At 72.4% G+C, this 20,765-nt stretch carries 16 protein-coding genes; 14 read left to right on the top strand and 2 right to left on the bottom strand.

What is annotated here, in order from left to right; all coding sequences use genetic code 11:
- Positions 1–43: 43 nt before the first annotated feature.
- Both AABA78_RS10000 and AABA78_RS09995 read left to right on the top strand, forming a co-directional pair.
- Positions 44–1,828: a methyl-accepting chemotaxis protein gene (locus tag AABA78_RS10000; protein WP_338262749.1), complete on the top strand. Its 1,785-nt coding sequence runs from the start codon at positions 44–46 to the stop codon at positions 1,826–1,828.
- Positions 1,829–1,994: 166 nt separating this feature from the next.
- Entirely contained in the window at positions 1,995–2,363 is a 369-nt protein-coding gene (locus AABA78_RS09995; protein ID WP_338262748.1) for a VOC family protein, read from the top strand.
- 11 nt (positions 2,364–2,374) lie between these two features.
- Here AABA78_RS09995 and AABA78_RS09990 read toward each other — a convergent pair whose 3' ends face one another.
- Positions 2,375–3,964, bottom strand: coding sequence for a phytoene desaturase family protein (locus AABA78_RS09990; RefSeq protein ID WP_338262747.1), 1,590 nt, complete (start codon positions 3,962–3,964; stop codon positions 2,375–2,377).
- A 213-nt stretch (positions 3,965–4,177) separates the two neighbouring features.
- On the opposite strand from AABA78_RS09990, the gene AABA78_RS09985 reads away from it, so the two are divergent.
- From AABA78_RS09985 to dctA, 9 genes are all read left to right on the top strand, one after another.
- Positions 4,178–4,663 (top strand): chemotaxis protein CheW, encoded by a 486-nt coding sequence (locus AABA78_RS09985; protein ID WP_338262746.1) that lies wholly within the window; start codon positions 4,178–4,180, stop codon positions 4,661–4,663.
- Entirely contained in the window at positions 4,660–6,363 is a 1,704-nt protein-coding gene (locus AABA78_RS09980; RefSeq protein ID WP_338262745.1) for a CheR family methyltransferase, read from the top strand. Before AABA78_RS09985 ends, AABA78_RS09980 begins: the two co-directional genes overlap by 4 nt.
- Positions 6,363–6,977, top strand: a complete 615-nt coding sequence (locus tag AABA78_RS09975; protein WP_338262744.1) for a chemotaxis protein CheW — start codon at positions 6,363–6,365, stop codon at positions 6,975–6,977. Before AABA78_RS09980 ends, AABA78_RS09975 begins: the two co-directional genes overlap by 1 nt.
- Entirely contained in the window at positions 6,974–8,617 is a 1,644-nt protein-coding gene (locus AABA78_RS09970; RefSeq protein ID WP_338262743.1) for a methyl-accepting chemotaxis protein, read from the top strand. Before AABA78_RS09975 ends, AABA78_RS09970 begins: the two co-directional genes overlap by 4 nt.
- A 3-nt stretch (positions 8,618–8,620) precedes the next feature.
- Positions 8,621–10,768 carry a hybrid sensor histidine kinase/response regulator gene (locus AABA78_RS09965; protein ID WP_338262742.1) on the top strand — a complete coding sequence of 716 codons (2,148 nt, stop codon included), beginning with the start codon at positions 8,621–8,623 and terminating at the stop codon, positions 10,766–10,768.
- A complete protein-coding gene (cheB, locus tag AABA78_RS09960; protein WP_338262741.1) occupies positions 10,765–11,832 on the top strand; it encodes a chemotaxis-specific protein-glutamate methyltransferase CheB in 1,068 nt (355 codons plus the stop codon). The genes AABA78_RS09965 and cheB overlap by 4 nt, the downstream gene beginning before the upstream one ends.
- Positions 11,833–11,944: 112 nt before the next feature.
- Positions 11,945–13,675 (top strand): sensor histidine kinase, encoded by a 1,731-nt coding sequence (locus tag AABA78_RS09955; protein WP_338262740.1) that lies wholly within the window; start codon positions 11,945–11,947, stop codon positions 13,673–13,675.
- A 93-nt stretch (positions 13,676–13,768) separates the two neighbouring features.
- Positions 13,769–15,550: a monovalent cation:proton antiporter-2 (CPA2) family protein gene (locus tag AABA78_RS09950; protein ID WP_338262739.1), complete on the top strand. Its 1,782-nt coding sequence runs from the start codon at positions 13,769–13,771 to the stop codon at positions 15,548–15,550.
- 14 nt (positions 15,551–15,564) lie between these two features.
- On the top strand, positions 15,565–16,866 hold the full coding sequence (gene dctA, locus AABA78_RS09945; protein WP_338262738.1) for a C4-dicarboxylate transporter DctA: 1,302 nt from the start codon (positions 15,565–15,567) through the stop codon (positions 16,864–16,866).
- On the opposite strand, the gene AABA78_RS09940 is transcribed toward dctA, so the two are convergent.
- A complete protein-coding gene (locus AABA78_RS09940; protein ID WP_338262737.1) occupies positions 16,867–17,289 on the bottom strand; it encodes a response regulator in 423 nt (140 codons plus the stop codon).
- A gap of 246 nt (positions 17,290–17,535) precedes the next feature.
- On the opposite strand from AABA78_RS09940, the gene AABA78_RS09935 reads away from it, so the two are divergent.
- The 3 genes from AABA78_RS09935 to AABA78_RS09925 all read left to right on the top strand — a co-directional run bounded on the left by AABA78_RS09935 (position 17,536) and on the right by AABA78_RS09925 (position 20,676).
- Positions 17,536–17,727 carry a hypothetical protein gene (locus AABA78_RS09935; RefSeq protein WP_338262736.1) on the top strand — a complete coding sequence of 64 codons (192 nt, stop codon included), beginning with the start codon at positions 17,536–17,538 and terminating at the stop codon, positions 17,725–17,727.
- A gap of 100 nt (positions 17,728–17,827) precedes the next feature.
- On the top strand, positions 17,828–19,306 hold the full coding sequence (locus tag AABA78_RS09930) for a sensor histidine kinase (RefSeq protein WP_338262735.1): 1,479 nt from the start codon (positions 17,828–17,830) through the stop codon (positions 19,304–19,306).
- A complete protein-coding gene (locus tag AABA78_RS09925; RefSeq protein WP_171420408.1) occupies positions 19,288–20,676 on the top strand; it encodes a sigma-54-dependent transcriptional regulator in 1,389 nt (462 codons plus the stop codon). Before AABA78_RS09930 ends, AABA78_RS09925 begins: the two co-directional genes overlap by 19 nt.
- Positions 20,677–20,765: the final 89 nt, after the last annotated feature.

The raw sequence follows: 20,765 nt of genomic DNA, 5'->3' as shown, positions 1-20,765 counted from the left end.
CTTCCCCCTCAGTCTGGAGTGACCCTCCCGGACACGTCCGCCGATGACTCAGCCTTCGCCCCTCTCGACCCAGGCGCTGCTCTTCAAGCTGCTCTTGCTGCGCACGCTGGTCGTCACGGTGGCGGTGGCGCCGGCCATCTACGTCGACATCCAGCTCTTGGACGTGGACGCGAGCAGCGTGGGGTTCGTGCTGGGGGTCGTCACCCCCATCGTCATTGGTGGGCTGGCGCTGGTGGTGCCCATTGGGGCGGTGGGGGCGCTCTTGCGGCATGCGCTGCGGGAGGACGTGGGGCCAGCGGAGCGGCTGGGGCGGCTGTTGCGGCTGCCGGGCGTGCTCACGTTCGTGGAGGCGCAGGCGGGCTGGTTCCTGGGCGGCATCTTCTTCAACGGCGCCATTGGCCTGGCGCTGGACCGTCCGCCGCGCGTCATCCTGGTGGGCGTGGCGGTGGCGATGAGCGCGGGCCTCTTCAGCGCGCCCATCATGTACATGCTCTATGAGAAGGCGCTGGCGGCGGTGACGCTGGAGGCGTTCCGCCGCGCGCCGCACGAGCGGCCCCCTGGCGAAGGCCTGTTCCTGCCCCGGCAGAGCTGGTTCCTGCCGGCCATCGTCGTGTCCGCGCTGCTGATCACGTGCATCACGAGCATCGCGACGTTGCAGCTGCGGCTGGAGAAGAACCTGTCGTCGCTGGCGGACGACCTGGAGCTGTCGGGCGAGTACCGGGGCGCGGCGCGGGTGCGCGCGCGCATCCAGCCGTTGCAGCGGGACCTGACGCTGCCGGTGGCGCTCCTGGGCGGGTTCGCGGCGCTGGGCGCCATCTTCACCGCGGCGTGGGCGGCGCGCAGGCTGGCGCAGGGCGCGAAGGCGGTGGGTGCGTCGCTGGACGCGCTGGTGGAGGGCCGCGCGGCGCCGCCGCAGTGGGTGTCCACGGATGAACTGGGCGACCTGTCCGCGCGCACGTGGCTCCTCTACGAGCAGTTGCAGGAGCTGCCCCGGGCGCTGAGCTCGTCGGCGGGGCACCTGGCGAAGGCGGGCACGCGGCTGACGGAGGCGAGCGACCAGCAGAACCGCACGCTGTCGCGGCAGGCGGCGGCCATCCACCAGGCGCGCACCACGGCGCAGGAGATCCAGCAGATGTCGAAGCTGGCGGCCACCCGCGCGGGGAGCGTGCTGCAGGTGGCGGAGCGCGCCGCGGCGATGGGCCGGCTGGGCGAGGAGTCACTGGCGGGCACGGAGCAGGGGCTCGCGGACATCCGAGGCCTGACGCACGGGCTGAACCAGCAGGTGGTGGACCTGGGCACGCGCGCCCGCGAGGTGGGCCGGGTGTCGGAGGTGGTGAAGTCGCTGGCGGACCAGTCGCACATGCTGGCCATCAACGCGGCCATCGAGGCGAGCCGCGCGGGCGAGCAGGGCCGGGGCTTCGCGGTGGTGGCGCGGCAGATGCGCGAGCTGGCGGATCAGTCCATCAAGGCGACGGGCCAGGTGCGCGGGCTCTTGGAGGGCATGGAGGCCGCGACGGGCGAGGCGGTCGTCACGGCGGACAAGAGTTCGGAGGGCGTGGAGGCGGCGCTGGTGCCGCTGCGCAAGAGCGGCGAGCGGCTGCGGGAGCTCATCAAGCTGACGCACGAGTCCGCGGCGGCGGTGCGGCAGATTGCGGAAGCCGTGGCGCAGCAGCACGCGGGCGTGGATCAGCTGTTCGGCGCCGTGAGCGAGATGGACGAGCTGATGGCCGCGACGCTGCGGCAGCTGGGGACGACGCAGGAGGCGGCGACCGCGGTGGCCCAGGCGACGGGGCAGGTGTCGGAGCTGGCGGAACGGTACGTGTCCTAGTCTGGCCTTCCGTCTGCCATTGCATTACCCTCCGCACCGGTCGAAAAACGGCGGACCGGTTCGGTGAGCCCCGGTCACTTCCATGGTGGAAGCACTTGTCCGTCTCCTTCGGGATTCAGGACCCACGGCCCTTCGAAGGCACACGTGTGTCTTCGCGAGGCCCACCATGAAGCTGAATCACCTTGATCTGCAGGTCCCCGACGTCCAGGCCACCGCCCGCTTCTTCACGCGCTACTGCGGCTTCACGTCGCACGCGAAGAACCATGACTCGCCCGCCATCGCCATCCTCGGCGGCACGGAGGGCTTCGTGCTCGTCCTCCAGCGCCGCAAGCGCGACTCCGACGTCTTCCCCGAGGACTTCCACGTCGGCTTCCTCCAGGACTCCGAAGCCCCCGTGCTCGCCTTCCAGGAGCGCGTGAAGGCCGACGGCCTGGAGGTGTCCGACGTCATCCGCAACAACCGGGGCACCCTCGTCTACTGCCGGGCCCCGGGCGGCATCCTCGTGGAGGTGAGCTGCCGCCCCGGCGCCGTCTGACGCTTCGCCCCTCAGCCGCTCCGGGCCATCCGCGGCCCGGGCGGCGCCTGCTCTCCGGCGTCCTCCATGGGCGGCACGTACGGCCAGCCCTTCAGCGGCCCCTTGCCCGCCTCGCGCGTGAGGTAGTCCGCCGCGATGTTCGCGCTCTCCATGATGGTCAACAGCCCGCTGCCCGGGTGCGTGCCGCCGCCCACGAAGTAGAGCCCCTCCACCTGCGCGTTCTTCACTCGCGGCCGCAGCGGGCCCAGTTGCATCCACGTATGCGACAGGTTGAACACCGCGCCCCGGAACACGTTGAAGTCGTCCCGCCACGTCTCCGCCGTGAAGTAGCGCTCCGCCTTCACGTGCTCGCGCAGGTTCTTGATGCCCACCTTCTCCAGCATCTTCGGGATGCGCTCGCGCAGCGTGGCCTCCGTCTTCGCCCAGTCCACCGGCCGCGCCGTGTTGGGCGTGGGCACCAGCACGTACAGCGTGGAGTGCCCCTTCGGCGCCCCCGAGCCGTCCGTCACGCCCGGGTTGCACACGTAGAAGGGCGGGTCGTCCACGTCCACCGTGCGGTCCTCCAGCGCGTCCCTGTCCGTGCGCCTGGCGCTCTCCGACAGGTAGATGAGGTGGTGCGGCAGGTCCGCGTACGTCGTGTCCAGGCCGTAGTACGCCATGAATGTGCTGCACGAATACTTCGCCCGCTCCAGCGCCGCGTCCGTCAGCCGGCTGCCCTCGCGCACCTCCGGCGCCAGCAGCTTCTGCGCCGCGTAGGCCAGGTCCGCGTTCACCACCACCGCGTCCGCGTCCAGCTCCTCGCCGCTCGCGAGCTTCACGCCCACCGCGCGCCCGGCCTCCGTGCGCACGCGCTCCACCGCCGTGCCCATGCGGAACGTCACGCCCAGGTCCTGGGCGCACCTCATCATCCCGCGCGCCAGCTCCCGGAAGCCGCCCTGCACGTGCCACACGCCGAAGCACAGCTCGATGAACGGAATCACGCTGAACACCGACGAGCACGTCGTCGGGTGCAGCCCCAGGTACTTCGACGGGTACGCCAGCGCGTACGTCATCCGGTCGTCGTGGAAGAACGAGTCCAGCTGCTTGTAGAGCGTCTGCCACGGCTTGAAGCGCAGCGTGGGCGCCAGGCGCCAGGGCGCGTAGTAGTCCAGGCTGCCCGCGTTCGTGCAGATGAACTTCTCGTACGCGAGCGCGTACTTCCTGCGCCCGTCCTCCATCCACTCCTGGAGCGCGCGCCCCTTGCCCGCGCCGAACGTCTCCAGGTCCTGGCCCATCCGCTCCAGGTCGCGCCGCGTGTCCAGGTGCGTGCCGTCCCAGAAGTGCACGCGCGTGTTCGGGTCCACCGGCACCAGCGTGACGTAGTCCTCCAGCCGCTTTCCCGCGCGCCAGAAGATCTGCTTCAGGATGCCGGGCAGCTGGAGGATGGACGGGCCGGTGTCCAGCGCGTACTCGCTGTCCTGCCCCAGCGTCAGGCCCTTCATCCGGCCGCCGGGCACCGCGTCCTTCTCCACGACGGTGACCCGGAAGCCCTGCCCCGCGAGGTTGATGGCGGCCGTCAGGCCTCCGGGGCCCGCGCCCACGACGATGACGTGCTGAACCATGTGCCTCACGATGCCCGGCCCCATGCCGGCTGGCGACTGTCCTCTGAGGACGGCCCGGGCGAAAAAGCGTTTCCTCGCGGGACTCCAGGCGTTCCGCCGGGCGTTGGCTACAGGTCGGACCGCTCCCACCCGGCGTGGAGCGTTTGCTGGAAGACGGGCCAACATCCTGAATCCCCAGGGTGGCTGGCCTCCTGTAGCCTGCGACGCGCATCCATGAATCCCCCTTCGGAGGCACGCCCACAGGAAGTCCTGCTGTTCACCCTGGAGCGGCAGCGCTACGGGCTGCCCGTGGAGGACGTGCGCGAGCTGGTGCGCGCCGCGCGCCTCACGCCCCTGCCCCGGGCCCCGGACGTGGTGGAGGGCCTGCTCAACCTGCGCGGGGAGCTGCTGCCCGTGCTCGACCTGCGCCGCCGCTTCCGCCACCCCGCGCGCCCCCTGTCCCCCATGGACCACTTCATCGTCGCCTCCGCCGGGGGCCGACACGTGGCGCTGCGCGTGGACCGGGCCGAAGGGCTGTTCATCGTCGCCCCCGGGGAATGGGACGCGTCCCCCGGGGAGCTGCCGGGCGTGGGGTACGTGGCCGGGGCCGCGAAGCTTCCGGACGGGCTGGTGCTCGTGCACGACCTGCGCTCGTTCCTCTCCCAGGCGGAAGCCCTGCAGCTGGACACCGCGCTGGGAGCCCTCCCGGAGCCCGCTTGATCGGCGGCGTCCTCCCCCCGGGCTTCAAGGAAGTGCTCGCCCTGGTGGAGGAGCGCGCGGGGCTCGCCGCGCCCAGCTGTCTGGCCGCCGCGCTGGAGGGCATCCAGCGCGCCATGGCCCGCGCCAACAAGGACGACGTCACGCGCTACCTGCATGAGGTGGCGCTGGACAACGCGCTCTTCGATGACCTGCTCACCGAGCTCACCATCGGGGAGACGTACTTCTTCCGCACCCACGAGCACTTCGACCACCTGCGCCGCGTGGTGCTGCCGGAATTGCGCGAGCGCCGGGGACAGGAGCACCTGGTGCGCGCGTGGAGCGCGGCGTGCTCCTCCGGCGAGGAGCCCTACTCCATCGCCGCGCTGCTGATGGCCGAGGGCTGGGAAGAGCACATGACGGTGCGCGCGACGGACGTGTCGCGCACGGCGCTCAGCCGCGCCCAGCAGGCCCGCTACACGGACTGGTCCCTGCGCGGCCCCTCCGCGGACCGCATGCGCGCCCACCTCCGGCAGGAGGGCCGCTTCTACTGGCTGTCGCAGGACGTGAAGCGCCACGTGCAGCTGGGCTACCTCAACCTGGCGCTGGAGACGTGGCCCTCGGCGGAGAGCGGCATCTGGCAGCTGGACGTCATCTTCTGCCGCAACGTCCTCATCTACTTCAACCGCGCCACCATCGAGGGCGTGGCGCGCAGGCTCCACGCGTCGCTGGATGACGGCGGGTACCTGTTCACGGGGCCGTCGGATCCGCCGCTGGGCGACTACGCGCCGTTCGAGCCGGTCCTCACCGAGTGGGGCGTGCTGTACCGCAAGCCCCTGGCCGGCGCGAACGCGGGGCACTTCGTTCCGCTCCAGCCGCTGGCGCCGCTGCGCGCGGACGGCACGCCCTTTCCCACCGGGCCCCAGGGGACGGGGCGCACCGGCTCAGGAGCGTTCCCCGCGACGCTGGAGCCTCGGGCCCGGCCGTCCCCGGCGGGGGGCTCCAGCGGGGCCGCGCCGGGGATGCCTCCGACCTTCGGAGCCGACGGCTCCCTCCCGGGGGCTTCCGCGCCCTGGGGAACCGGGCCCTCCGGCTCCGGTGCTCCCGCGTCGGGAGCGGGGCCTCATGGTGGCGGCACGCCTGGGTCGGGCGCCAGGCCCGTCTCCGGTGGCACCGCGGCCAGGACCGGGACCGGGACCCGGCCCCGCTTCCCGCTGAGCGTGGAGGCGCTGGAGACCGTGCGCCAGGCGCTGGCCCGGGGCGACTGGCGCGAGGGGGCACGGCGGGCGGGGGCCCAATCGGCCGACCCGGAGGAGGCGCTGGCCGCGGTCCGTGCACTGGCCAACCTGGAGCCCCGCGCGGCGGTGTTCGCCTGCGGGGAGGCCGCTGTTCGTCACCCACTGGTCGCCGGTCTGCGCTATCTGGAGGCCCTGCTGCTGCTGGGTCAGGCGCGGCTGGCCGACGCGGAGAAGTCCGCCCGGCAGGCGCTCTACCTGGAGCCGGGGCTCGCGGTGGGCCACCTGCTCCTGGGCCACGTGCTGCGCCGGCAGGACCAGACCGCCGCCGCCGCCCGGGCCTACCGCGAGGCGGAAGGGCTGTGCCGGAAGCTGCCGCCAGAGGCGCTGGTGCCCCTGGCGGAAGGTGAGCGGGCCGGAGCACTGGCGGACGTGGCCCGCGCGGAGTGGCGGCGCCTGGAGCGGATGGAAGGCGGAGACGCGAGCTGATGCCGAAGCGCGAAGGAATCATCGACTGGGACAAGGCCCGGGCCCGGCTGGAGGCGCTGGAGCGCGCCACCGAGGCGCGCAACGCCTTCACCGACGAAGCGGCCAGCGACGCGCTCGACGCCCGCGCCCGCTCCCTGGCCCGCCCGCCCGTCATCCCCGTGCTGCCCGGCAGCCAGCGGGAGATGGTGCGCTTCCAGGCCGCGGGCCAGACGTACGCGCTGGAGTCGCGCTTCATCCTGGAGGTCATGCGCGCGCCGGAGTTCACCCCGCTGCCGGGCGCGCCGCCGCTGTTGCGCGGCCTGACGCTGCTGCGCGGGGAGGTGCTGCCCGTGGTGGAGCTGGCGCCCCTGTTCGGCCGGCCCGCGTCGCAGGGCACCGGCCCCGTGCTGGTGGTGGGCACGGCCCGCGCGGAGCTGGGCCTGCGCACGGATGAGGTGATGGAGGTGGCGTTGCTGACGGGCACGGAGCTGTTGCCCGCGCCCCCCTCCCTGGAAGAGGAAGCGGGCGCGCTGGTGTCCGGCGTCAGCCCCGACGGAACGCTCGTCCTGGAGGGAGAGGCCCTCCTCGGCGACGAGCGTCTCGTGTTCGAGCTTTCCGAAGAAGGAGTCGCATGAGCATCGGGAATCGCATCGCGCTGGGCTTCGGGCTGTCCCTGCTGGTGCTGCTGATCATCGCGGGCGTGGCCTTCCAGGGCGCCCAGCAGCTCACCACCACCACCGAGGGCCTGCTGGAGGCCCACAACAACTACAAGCTGCTGCGCGAGGTGCGCGCGCTCATCGTGGACGCGGAGACGGGCCAGCGCGGCTTCATCCTCACTGGTGAAGAGACCTACCTGCGCCCGTACCAGAACGCCCTGGCCGAGCTGCGCACGGACCTGGACGCCCTGCGCCCGGCGATGGCCCGCTACCCGGATCAGCGCGCGCGCTTCGCGAAGCTGGAGCCCCTGGTCCTGAACAAGCTGGACGAGCTGGCGGAGACCATCCGCGTCCGCCGTGAGCAGGGCTTCGAGGCGGCCCAGGCCATCGTGAAGACCAACCGCGGCCAGAGGGAGATGGAGAGCATCCGGGAGACCATCTATGAGATGCGCGACACGGAGGAGGAGCGCTGGAAACAGTACTCCGACGCCGCCACCCAGGCCGCGCAGCGCAGCCTCTGGGTGCTGGCGCTGGGCACCCTGCTGGGCCTGGCCATCGTGGGCGTGGGCAGCTTCGTCATCACCCGCGGCATCACCGACCCCCTGCGCAAGCTCACCTTCGGCGCGGAGCAACTGGGCAAGGGCGACCTCACCCACCGCATCGACGTGCGCGGCAAGGACGAGATGGCCGACCTGGCCGGCGCCTTCAACTCCATGGCGGAGCGCCGCCAGCAAGCGGAGGTGCAGCTGGCGAAGCAGGCCGAGCAGCGCGAGCACACCCTCAAGACCGTGGCGGAGTTCGTCAACCAGCTGGCCGGCGCGTCCTCTGAAATCCTCGCCAGCACCACCGAGCAGGTGGCCGGCGCCCAGGAGCAGGGCACCGCCGTCACGGAGACGGTGAGCACCATCGAGGAGATCACCAAGACGTCGGAGGAGGCCGCCGGCCGCGCCCGCGCGGTGAGCGAGTCCGCCCGGCACTCGGAGGAGGTGGGCCGCTCCGGCCGCCGCGCCGTGGAGGAGGCCGTCTCCTCCATGGGCGCCGTGCGCGACCAGGTGGAGTCCATCGCGTCGCGCATCCTCGCCCTGGCCGAGCAGGCCCAGGCCATTGGCGACATCATCACCACCGTCAACGACATCTCCGAGCAGACGCACATGCTCGCGCTCAACGCCTCCATCGAGGCGAGCCGCGCGGGTGAGCACGGCCGCGGCTTCGCCGTCGTCGCCTCCGAGGTGAAGGCCCTGGCGGACCAGTCCAAGAAGGCCACCGCGCAGGTGCGCCAGATTCTTGGCCAGATTCAAAAGGCCACCCACGGCGCGGTGATGACCACGGAGGAGGGCACCAAGAGCGTGTCCGCCGCCACCCGCGTCGTCACGGAGGCGGGCACCACCATCCAGCAGCTTGCGGACCTGCTCACGCAGGCGTCGCTCACGGCCGCGCAGATCGCCGCGTCCGCCAACCAGCAGGCCACCGGCATCGGACAGATCCGCCAGGCGATGCACGACGTGAACCAGGCCACGCAGCAGGGCCTCATCTCGTCGCGGCAGACGGAGCGCGCGATGCAGGACATCAACGCCATGGGCCAGAAGCTCAAGGGGCTGCTCGGGGAGTTCGGGCGCTAACCCATGGATCGCGACAGGCTGGCGCAGGCACTGCTGGACTCGTTCCTGGAGGAGCTGGAGGGGCACGTGGTGTCCCTCAACCGGGACCTGCTCGCGCTGGAGCAGGCCCCGGCGCGCGCGAAGGAGCTCATCCCCGGCCTGCTGCGCACGCTGCACAGCGTGAAGGGCGCGTCGCGCGCGGCCAGCGCCGCCATGGTGGAGAACGCCTGCCACCGCATGGAGGAGGTGCTGGAGCCGCTCATCCACGGGCGCACGCCCACGCCGGACCTCTTCGAGCTGTGCTTCGCCACGGTGGACGCGCTGGACGACGCGGGACGCAGGCTGGCGGCGCGCCAGGAGCTGGCCGGCTCGCCGCTGGAGGCGCTGCTGCCCCAGCTGGAGCAGGCCGCGCACGGCCTGCCGCCCCAGGCCCCGGCGCCCGTGCCGGGCCCCTCCCCGAAGCCCTCGCAGCCCCCCGCCAGCGAGGAGGCCGAGCCGGAGCTTCCCGTCCCCGCGCAGGTCAGCGGGGAGACGCTGCCGGTGCGCGTGTCCGGGCAGAAGCTGGACGCGCTGCTGGGCCGCAGCGGCGAACTGCGCGTGGCGATGCTGCGCCTGGAGGGCCACGCCGAGTCCCTGGAGGCGCTGCGCGACGACGTGGCCGGGCTGCGCGAGACGGTGCGCGGCACGAAGTCCGAGACGACGCTGCGCCGCGTGGAGCTGGAGCTGGCGCGGGTGGCGCGCGTGCTGGCGCAGGACCGCCGCGCGCTGTTCCAGTCCTCCACCGGCCTGGATGACGAGGTGCGCCGCTCGCGCATGCTCCCCTTCGAGGAGGGCTGCACCGGCCTGGAGCGCGCCGCGCGCGACGTGGCGCACGGCCTGGGCCGGCGCGTGCGCATGGAGGTGCACGGCGGCGGGCTGGACCTGGACCGCTCCCTGCTCCAGTCCCTGCGCGAGCCCCTGCTGCACCTGGTGCGCAACGCGGTGGCGCACGGCCTGGAGGCGCCGGAGGAGCGCGTGCGCCACGGCAAGCCGGAGGAGGGCCGCGTGGTGCTGTCCGCGCGGCTTCGCGGCAGCCGGGTGGAGGTGGCGGTGGAGGACGACGGGCGCGGCCTGGACCTGGAGGCCCTGCGCGAGCGCGCCCGGACCCGGGGCCTGGAAGTGCCCGAGGACGACGAGGAGGCGGCCAGGCTCGTGTTCCTGCCGGGCCTGTCCACCGCGGCGAAGGTGACGGCGGTGTCCGGCCGGGGCGTGGGCCTGGACGTGGTGAGGGCCCAGGTGGAGGCCCTGCGCGGCAGCGTGGAGGTGGCCTTCAAGGCGGGCCAGGGCACCCGCTTCACGCTGGACGTGCCCCTCACCCTGAGCACCCTGCGCGTGCTGCTGGTGGCGGTGGGCGGGCAGACGCTGGCGCTCGCCAGCGAGGGCGTGGACCGGCTCTTGCGCCTGTCGCCTTCCGACGTGCGCGAGGTGGAGGGCCGCATGTCCTGGGTGACGCCGGACGCGCTGGTGCCGCTGGCGTCGCTCGCGGCCGTGCTGGACCTGCCGGCGGGGCCCCCCAAGGCGCGGCCGTCCGCGGTGGTGCTGTCGGCGGGCACCGCGCAGGCGGCGCTGGTGGTGGATGAAGTCATCGCGGAGCAGGAGGTGCTGGTGCGCTCCCTGGGCAGCCGCGTGAAGCGGGCGCGGCACGTGGCCGCCGCGGCGGTGATGCCGGATGGGCGCATGGCGCTCCTGCTCAGCCCCGCGTCGCTGGTGCGGGCCGCGGGCGGGCGCCCCTCCGCGCACTTCTTCCCCACGCCCAAGGAGCAGGCCGCGCGCCGGCGCGTGGTGCTGGCGGACGACTCGCCCACGACGCGCATGCTGGAGCAGAGCATCCTGGAGGGCGCCGGCTACGACGTCACCGCGTGCGCGGACGGCGCGGAGGCGTGGGAGCGGCTCCAGGCGGGCGGCGCGGACGCGATGGTGATGGACGTGGAGATGCCGCGCATGGATGGCTTCCAGGTGACGGAGGCCGTGCGCGCATCGCCGCGCTTCGGGCGGGTGCCGGTGGTGCTCGTCACGTCGCGCGAGAAGCCCGAGGACAAGGCGCGCGGGCTGCAGGCCGGCGCGAGCGCCTACATCGTGAAGAGCGCGTTTGATCCGACGAGCCTGCTGGAGACGCTGAGGCGACTGCTATGAAGACCGAACCGTTGCGCATCCTGGTGGCCGAGGACTCGCCCACCGCCCGGCGGCTGCTGGTGGAGATCCTGCGCACCGACCCGGCGCTCGCCGTGGTGGGCGAGGCCAAGGACGGCCTGGAGGCGGTGGACCTGTGCCAGCGGCTGCAGCCCGCGCTGGTGACCATGGACATCCAGATGCCGCGCATGGACGGCCTGGACGCCACCCGCCGCATCATGACGGAGGTGCCCACGCCCGTGGTGGTGGTGTCCACGCTGGTGGAGCGCGACATCCAGACGTCCATGGCCGCGCTGAGGGCCGGGGCGCTGGCGGTGCTCCAGAAGCCGGTGGGCCCGGAGTCCCCGGACTTCGAGGCGGACAGCCGCCGGCTGCGCGACACGCTCAAGGCCATGGCCCAGGTGAAGGTGGTGCGCCGCTGGCCGGACCGCGCCGCCACGCCCACGCCCCACCAGGAGACGACGCCCACCCCCGCCTTCCGCGCGCCCGCCGTGCTGGCCATGGCCGCGTCCACCGGAGGCCCCGCCGCGCTCTACCGCATCCTGTCCGACCTGGGCGGACAGGCCACGCCCCCGCCCCCCATCCTGCTGGTGCAGCACATCGCGCTGGGCTTCGGCAACGGCCTGGCCACGTGGCTGGGCACCGCCACGAAGCTGCGGGTGAAGGTGGCCGAGGACGGCGAGCCGCTCACCCCCGGCACCGTGTACCTGGCCCCGGACGACAAGCACCTGGGCGTCACCCAGGACCACCGCGCGCAGGTGTCCGGCGCCGCGCCCATCCAGGGCTTCCGGCCTTCCGCCAACTGGCTGTTCCGGTCCGTCGCGCGGGCCTACGGGCAGACGGCCCTGGCGGTGGTGCTCACCGGCATGGGCCAGGACGGCCTGGACGGCATCCGGGACCTGCACCAGGCGGGCGGGCGGGTGATTGCCCAGGACGAGGCGACGTCCGTCGTCTACGGCATGCCCGCCGTGGTGGTGGGCGCCAACCTGGCGCACGAGGTCCTGCCGCTCGGGCAGATCGCCCGCAGGCTGCTGGCGCTCCTACAACCTGGGGTACGGACACCCTGAAGTGTTGATTGAGCAAAATTCATTTGCCTGAGTTCGTGGCCGGAATGGCGACCCTGGTACGGAGTGTCAATATCGGGTCCAATTGGGGCACCCCTCGGCCCCTTCTTTCTTGATGAGCGCTCCCACGACTGGCCCGGCCTACGAAGCGGTCTTCGCCGCCATCCCCGACCCTGCCTACCTCCTGGACGGCACGGGCCGGCTGGTGTCGTGCAGCGCCGCGGGCGCCCGGGCGCTCGGCCGCGCGGCGGGTGAGCTTTCGGGACGTCACTGGAGCGAGCTGGGGCTGCCGCACGAGGCGCTGACGGCGCTGGAGGCCGCGCGCGTCCGCGTGGTGACGCTGCGGGAGTCCACCACCGTGGAGGCGCCCTGGCCGGGCGCGCAGGGCGTCCGCCGGCACGCGCTGGTGCTCACGCCGCTGGGCACGGACGCGGACGCGTCCCCGGCCGTGCTGGTGACGGCGCGGGCGCTCACGGAGGCGGAGGCCATCTATTCGCGCGCCCTGGAGCTGGAGCAGGCCGCGCGCGCGGAGGTGGAGACCGCCGAGCGCCGCCGCTCCTTCCTCTACCAGGCGATGACGACGCTGTTCACGCACCCGCCGGATCCGCAGGGCATGTACACGCTGCTCGCGCACCTGGCGGTGCCGGACCTGGCGGACTGGTGCCTGGTGGACGCGCTGGAGCAGGGCCCGTGGGTGGGCCGCGCGGCGGTGGCGTGCCTGGACCCGACGCAGCAGGAGCGCGCCCGGGGCCTGCCCACGCGCACGGAGGTCCACGACGACGCGCCGGTGGGCCTCTTGCGCGTGCTGCGCACGGGCGAGCCGGAGCTGGTGCCCGCGGTGACGGAGTCGCTCCTGCGCGCGGCGGCGGCGGAGCCCGCGCACCCGGCGATGCTGGAGGCGTTGCAGGCGCGCTCGTACATGATCATCCCGCTGCGCGCGCGCGGCCACACGCTGGGCGCGGTGACGTTCGTGAGCTCCGGCTCCGGGCGCCGCTACGGCCCGGACGACCTGGCGCTGGCGGAGGACCTGTGCCTGCGCGCGAGCCTGGCCATCGACAACGCGCGGCTGGTGGGTGAGTCCCGCCGGGCCGCTCGCGCGCGCGAGGACCTGCTCGCCGTGGTGTCGCACGACCTGAAGAACCCGCTGGGCGTGGTGCAGCTGGGCGCGGCGCTGCTGTTGCGCGGCACGGCGGGCAAGCCGGGCGGCGAGGCGGTGGCCAAGCAGGCCACGCGCATCAACGACGCGGCCGAGCGCATGTCGCGGCTCATCTCCGACCTCTTGGACTGGGGCCGCCTGGAGGCCGGGCACCTGCCGCTGGAACTGGGCGAGCACACCGCCGTGGCGCTGGCCACGGAGGCGCTGGAGGCCATCCGGCCGCTGGCGGAGGCCAAGGGGCTGCACCTGGAAGCGGACCTGCCCACGGAGGGGCTGCGCGTGAAGTGCGACCGCAGCCGCGTGCTCCAGGTGATGGGCAACCTGCTGGGCAACGCCGTGAAGTTCACCCCGCCGGGCGGCACGCTGGCGGTCAAGGCGGTGATGCGCGGCGGCGAGGTGTCCTTCGACGTGCGCGACACGGGCAACGGCATCACGCCGGACGCGCTGCCGCACATCTTCGACCGCTACTGGCAGGCGCGCGACGCGGCCGCCCGCGGCACCGGCCTGGGGCTGGCCATCGCCAAGGGCCTGGTGGAGGCGCACGGCGGCACCATCCGCGCGGAGAGCATCCTGGGCACCGGCAGCGTCTTCACCTTCACGCTGCCCGTGGCGCACGTGGGCATGCCCGTCGCCGCCCCGCAGGCCGCCGCGGCCGGCATGTCCCGCCCGCGCGACACCTACGAGCACTGACGCCGGACGGCCCTGAAGGGCCCGCCGGGCAGGCCCGGGCCGCACCCCACGCCTGTTGCCGAGGTGGCCTTCAGCGTGCCATGCAGGCGCCTTATGTCCTTTCTGCATCAGGCGCTGGTGTTCCTGGCCGCCACGGTCGTCGCCGTGCCCCTCTTCAAGAAGCTGGGGCTGGGCTCCGTGCTGGGCTACCTGGCGGCGGGCGCGGCCATCGGGCCGTATGGCGCGGGCCTCATCTCCGACGTGGAGAACATCCTCCACATCGCGGAGCTGGGCGTGGTGCTGCTGCTGTTCGTGATTGGCCTGGAGCTGCAGCCGTCGCGCCTGTGGAACCTGCGCCGCTCCGTGTTCGGCATGGGCGGCGCGCAGGTGGTGGTGACGGGCCTGCTGCTCGCGGTCGTGGGGAAGGTGCTGGGCCTGTCCTGGGGCGCGGCCATCATCGCGGGCTTCGGCCTGTCGCTGTCCTCCACCGCGTTCGCGCTCCAGCTGCTCGCGGAGAAGAACCAGCTCACCACCGAGCACGGTCAGCTCGCCTTCGGCATCCTCCTGTTCCAGGACCTGGCCGTGATCCCGCTGCTGGCCGCGCTGCCGCTCTTGGGCGTGGTGGAGACGCCCTCCACGGAGCCCGGGTGGCTGATGGCCGCGAAGGCCGTGGGCGTGGTGGTGCTGGTGGTGCTGGCGGGCCGCTACCTCTTGCGGCCGGTGTTCCGCGCGGTGGCGGGCGTGCACAGCCAGGAGCTGTTCACCGCGACGGCGCTGCTCGTCGTCGTGGGCACCGCGTCGCTGGTCAGCGCGGTGGGCCTGTCCATGGCGCTGGGCGCGTTCCTCGCGGGCGTGCTGCTGTCGGAGTCCGAGTACCGCCACGAACTGGAGGCGGACATCGAGCCCTTCAAGGGCCTGCTGCTGGGCCTGTTCTTCATCGCCGTGGGCATGTCCGTGAACCTGGCGCTGCTCGCGCGCGAGCCCCTGCGCGTGCTGGCGCTGGTGCTGGGCCTCACCGCCCTCAAGGCGCTGGTGCTGTACGGGCTGGGGCGCGTGGGGTTGCAGAAGCCTGGGTCCGCGGTGAGCCTGGCGGTGGTGATTTCGCAGGGCGGTGAGTTCGCCTTCGTCCTCTTCTCCCTGGCGGTGTCCTTCCACGTGATGGACCGCGCGCAGGCGGACCTGCTGGTGCTGGTGGTGGGCCTGTCCATGGTGGTGACGCCGTTCCTGTCCGCCGCGCACGAGCGATGGGTGGCGCCGCGCTTCCTGAAGAAGGGCCCGCAGCGCGAGTACAACGTGGCGCCGGAGGAGGACCACCCGGTCATCATCGCGGGCATGGGGCGCGTGGGGCAGGTGGTGGCCCGCCTGCTGCGCGCGCGCCGCATCGGGTTCACCGCCATCGACGCGAGCGCGGAGCACATCGACTTCATCCAGCGCTTCGGCAACCAGGTGTTCTACGGCGACGCGTCCCGGCTGGACCTGTTGCGCGCGGCCCGCGCGGAGAAGGCCAAGGTGTTCGTGCTGGCCATCGACGACATGGCCGCGTCCCTGCGCACCGCGCAGATGGTGAAGGAGCACTTCCCGCACCTCACCATCTACGCGCGGGCGCGCAACCGCGAGCACGCGTACCGGCTGCTGGACCTGGGCGTCACCCACCTGGTGCGTGAGACGTTCGACGCGAGCCTCGTCATGGCCGGCGACGTGCTCCAGGAGATGGGCCTCACCTTCGCGGAGGCCCGCCGCTCCGTGGAGCGCTTCCGCGAGCACGACGAGTCCCTGATGCTGGAGAGCGCCAAGGTCTTCAAGGACGAGAAGAAGATGATGGAGGTCATCGTCCGCGCCCGCCGCGAGCTGGAGCTGCTGTTCGAGAAGGACGAAGCCGACCAGAAGTCGGTTTGAGGGGGGACACCACCATGAGCGCCGACACGAAGTCCTCGCGCCTGTACCTGTGGGTGCTGGCGGCCATCTTCGCGGGGGGCCTGCTGGGCCACCTGGCGCCCGCCACCGCGGTGAAGCTCAAGCCGCTGGGGGACGCGTTCATCGCGCTGGTGAAGATGCTCATCTCCCCGGTCATCTTCCTGACCGTGGTGCTGGGCGTGGCCAACGTGGCGGACATGAAGAAGGTGGGCCGGGTGGGCGGCAAGGCGCTGCTCTACTTCGAGGTCATCTCCACGTTCGCGCTCCTCATCGGCGTGCTGGTGGTGACGGTGCTCAAGCCCGGCTCCGGCTTCAACGTGGACCCGCGCACGCTGGACGCGAGCGCCGTGGCCCGCTTCGCCCAGCAGGCGCATGACCAGTCCACCGCGGGCTTCCTGCTGCACATCATCCCGCGCACCTTCGTGGACGCCTTCACCGGCGAGGGCGACCTGCTCCAGGTGCTGCTGCTGGCGCTGCTGTTCGGCTTCTCGCTGACGGCCATCGGCCCCGTGGCGAAGCCCGTGGTCGTCCTCTTCGAGGCGCTGTCCAAGGCCTTCTTCCACATGATTGGCGCGGTGATGAAGCTGGCGCCCATTGGCGCGGGGGCCTCCATGGCCTTCACGCTGGGCGCCTACGGCATCACCAGCCTGGGGCCGCTGTTGCGCCTCATGGGCTGCTTCTATCTGGCGTGCGTGCTGTTCGTCGTCGGAGTGCTGGGCGTCGTCGCGCGGCTGACGGGCTTCTCCATCCTGAAGTTCCTGCGCTACATCCGCGCGGAGCTGTTCCTGGTGCTGGGCACGTCGTCGTCGGAGTCCGCGCTGGTGCCGCTGATGCAGAAGCTGGAGCGGCTGGGCTGCTCCAGGTCCGTGGTGGGGCTGGTGGTGCCCAGCGGCTACTCCTTCAACCTGGACGGCACCAACATCTACCTGACCATGGCCGCGCTGTTCGTGGCCCAGGCGCTCAACGTGGACCTCACGCTCACGCAGACGGCGACGCTGCTGGGCGTGGCGATGCTCACGTCCAAGGGCGCCTCTGGCGTGACGGGCGCGGGCTTCATCACCCTGGCCGCCACGCTGGCGGTGGTGCCGTCCGTGCCGGTGGCGGGCCTGGCGCTCATCCTGGGCATCGACCGGTTCATGAGCGAGGCACGCGCGCTCACCAACTTCATTGGCAACGGCGTCGCCAGCATCGTCGTGTCCCGCTGGGAGAACGAGCTGGACCGCGAGCGGCTGCGCGCGGAGCTCAACGGCCAGCCCATGCCGGAAGCGCCGTCGGCCGACGCGGGGACGACGGCCTGATCAGTCGTGCGCCACCGCGTCGCGCACCGCGGCCTTCAGCACGTCCAGGTCCACCGGCTTGTCCAGCAACCGCCGGGCGCCCAGCCTCAGGGCCTCCGCGTGCGTCTCCTCATCCGCGAAGGCGCTGAGCAGCAGCACGGGGCACGCGATGCCCTGGTCACGCAAACGCCCGAGCGCCTCCAGGCCGGTGCGCCCCGGCATGCGCACGTCGCTGACGATGACGTCCGGCGGGGCGAGCGTGCCGCCGTGGCCCCGCATCATCGCCACGTAGTCGCCCAGCTCGAAGCCGTCCTCCACCTCCACCACCGTGTAGCCCGCGCGCCGCAGCGTGCGCACGAGCATCGCGCGCATCGCGTCGTCGTCCTCGGCCACCAGGACGCGCGCGGCGGACGTCGCTTCTTCTTGGGGAGGGGCGTTCGTCATTTGATTGCGGAGGAGCACGGCGCATGCCACGTGCGTCGCCCCATGCCTTCCGGGGCCGTGGATCCGTCGTGCCCCGGGGCTTCCGGGGCATCCTGCCCCCGCCGGGGCAATGTGCCCCAGGCATTCATGGCCATTCCGCCCCGCGTTGGCAGCGCGTCACTCGGCGACCGCGCGTTGGCATGGCCGATGCTCTAGCCCCCGGTCAGCCCCGCACCCACTTCTCGCGGGCCTGACACGGAGTCACCCATGAAGCGCACTTCCGCCCTCGTCCTCGCCCTGTCCCTGTCCCTCGCCTCTGGCGCCTTCGCCGCCGAGGCCAAGCCCGCCAAGAGCGCGCCCACCGCCCAGGCGAAGGCCGGAACCAAGACGAAGAAGGCGAAGCAGGGCACCAGCCAGAAGGCCCCCGCCGCCCCGGCCGAAGGCTCGAGCAGCAACTAGCCACACGCTGTCGTGACGCAGCACCCGCGGTACCCGTAGCGTACCTCCCCGGTCCGTGTGTTTCCTTCCCCCTCATGCACGAACCGGGGGTTGCCTCTTCGTGAAGCTCGCTCGCAAGTTCACCCTGGCCCTGGTGCTGCTCGCCGTCGCGGTGATGGCCGGGCTCCAGGCGTTCCAGGTCAACCGGGAGCTCGCCCGGTCGGAAATCGACACGCAGCACGACCACCGCCTGCTGGGCCACACGCTGGCGGGCTCCATTGGCAAGGCGTGGCAGCTGGCGGGCGAGTCCGAGGCGCTCACGCTCCTCAACCAGGCCAACCGCTTCCAGGAGCAGGTGCGGCTGCGCTGGGTGTGGCTGGACGGCGGGCCGGGCTCCGGCTTCGCGCCGGCGCTGCCTCCGGCCCTGCTGCTCAGCCTGCGCGCGGGCAATGACGGCTGGATGATGGACGCGTCCACCAGCCCGGGCGTGCTGCGCTCGTACACGCCCGTCTTCCTGGGCCGGCGCATGGGGGCCATTGAAATCACCGAGTCCCTGTCCGAACAGGAGCAGCACGTGCGCACCACGGTGGTGGGCACCTTCATCGCCACGGCGGCGCTGTCCGTGTTCTTCCTCCTGGCCGCCATGGCCATGGGCCGCCGGCTGGTGGGCCGGCCCGTGGAGCAGCTGGTGCATCTGGCGGGACGCATTGGCGAAGGCGACCTCACCGCGCGCGTGCCCCTGCGGCGCGAGCACGGCGACGAACTGACGACCCTGGCGGTGGCCATGAACCGGATGGGCGAGCAGCTGGAGGAGACTCGGGCGCGGCTGGCGTCGGAGACGGCGGCGCGGCTGGCCACGGTGGAGCACCTGCGCCACGCGGACCGGCTCACCACCGTGGGCAAGCTCGCGTCCGGCGTGGCGCACGAATTGGGCACGCCACTCAACGTCGTGATGGGCCGCGCGAAGATGGTGTCCTCCGGCGAGGCGGAGGGCGACGAGGTGAACGAGTGCGCCCGCATCATCTTCCAGCAGGCGCAGCACATGACCGGCATCATCCGGCAGCTCCTGGACTTCGCCCGGCGCCGCACGCCGTCGCGCGCGCCGGAGGACCTGTCGCTCCTGGCGGAGCGCACCTTCTCCCTGCTCAAGCCCATGGCCACCAAGAAGGGCGTGACGCTGTCCCAGGAGGTGCCCTCGGGGTTCACCGTGGAGGTGGACGCGGGGCAGTTCCAGCAGGTGCTCACGAACCTGGTCATGAACGGCCTGCACGCGATGCACCGGCCCGGCACCCTGCGGGTGCGCTCGCGGGTGCTGCGCGCCACGCCCCCCGCGGACGTGGGCGGCGAGGAGCAGGACTGGGTGCGGCTGGACGTGGAGGACGAGGGCTCGGGCATCCCGGCGGACGTGCTGCCCCACGTCTTCGAGCCCTTCTTCACCACCAAGGACGTGGGCGAGGGAACGGGCCTGGGTCTGTCCGTCTCCTATGGGATGGTGCGGGACCACGGCGGCTGGATTGACGTGAAAAGCGAGCCGGGCCGTGGGAGTTGTTTCTCCATCTACCTGCCGCCGGGGACGCACGCATGCCAGGCCGCATCCTGATTGTCGAAGACGAGCGCGAGATGCGCGCCATGGTGGAGAAGGGCCTCCAGCGCCGGGGCTTCCAGCCCGTGGCCGTGGCCGCCGCGGACGAGGCCCTCCAGCGGCTGTCCGGCGAGGACTTCGACACCGTCCTCACCGACCTGCGCATGCCGGGCATGGACGGCCTGGCGCTGTGCGAGCGCATCGTGCTCAACCGGCCGGACATCCCCGTGGTGGTGGTGACGGCCTTCGGCAGCCTGGAGACGGCGGTGGCCGCCATCCGCGCGGGCGCCTACGACTTCATCACCAAGCCCATCGACCTGGACGCGCTGGTGCTGGTGCTGGAGCGCGCCGTGCAACACCGCGCCCTGCGCGCGGAGGTGCGCCGGCTGCGCGAGGCCCTGGACCAGCGCCAGGACGACGGCGCGCTCGTGGGGGAGAGCCCCGCGCTCAAGCAGGCGTACGCGCTCATCGACCGCGTGGCGGACGTGGACGCCACGGTGCTGATTACAGGGGAGAGCGGCACCGGCAAGGAGGTGGCCGCGAGAGCCCTCCACGCCCGGGGCCGGCGCAAGGAGGGGCCCTTCGTGGCCATCAACTGCGCGGCCATGCCGGAGCAGCTGCTGGAGAGCGAGCTGTTCGGCCACGCGAAGGGCGCCTTCACCGACGCGAAGGCCTCCCGCACGGGCCTGTTCATCAAGGCGAACGGCGGCACGCTGTTCCTGGATGAGGTGGGCGAATTGCCCATGACGCTCCAGCCGAAGCTGCTGCGCGCGCTGCAGGAGCGCGTGGTGCGCCCGGTGGGCGGGGACACGGAGATGCCGTTCGACGCGCGCATCGTCGCGGCCACCAACCGCGACCTGGAGCTGGCGGTGGAGGAGGACCGCTTCCGCGAGGACCTCTACTACCGGCTCAACGTCATTGGCCTGGAGCTGCCCCCGCTGCGCGCGCGCGGCAACGACGTGCTGCTGCTGTCGCAGCGCTTCGTGGAGCAGTTCGCGACCCGCACGGGCAAGAAGGTGGTGGGGCTGTCCCCCGCGGCGGCGCAGCGCCTGCTGGCCTACGGGTGGCCGGGCAACGTGCGCGAACTGCAGAACTGCATCGAGCGCGCCGTGGCGCTCACGTCCTTCGAGCAGCTCACGGTGGACGACCTGCCGGAGCGCATCCGCAACTACAGCACGCCGCGCGTGGTGCCGGAGAACACGGACGCGTCGGAGCTGGTGACGCTGGAGGAGCTGGAGCGCCGCTACATCCACCGCGTGCTGGAGGCCGTGGGCGGCAGCCGCACGCTCGCCGCGCGCATCCTGGGCGTGGACCGCAAGACGCTCTACCGCAAGCTGGAGCGCGGCGACGCCGAGGCCAAGGAGCTCCGGGAGGCAAAAAAACCCTGACTTGGGAAAATCCGGGGCCCGGCAGACCCGCCCCCATCCGTTCCGGCCACAACCCTCCATCATGGACGCACGGCTGGAGGCCCGGAGGG

It is taken from the genome of Corallococcus caeni, assembly GCF_036245865.1.
GTDB classification, from domain to species: Bacteria; Myxococcota; Myxococcia; order Myxococcales; family Myxococcaceae; genus Corallococcus; species Corallococcus caeni.
The sequence above is the reverse complement of the archived record's forward strand: the minus strand, read 5'-3'. Positions and strand labels throughout refer to the sequence as shown.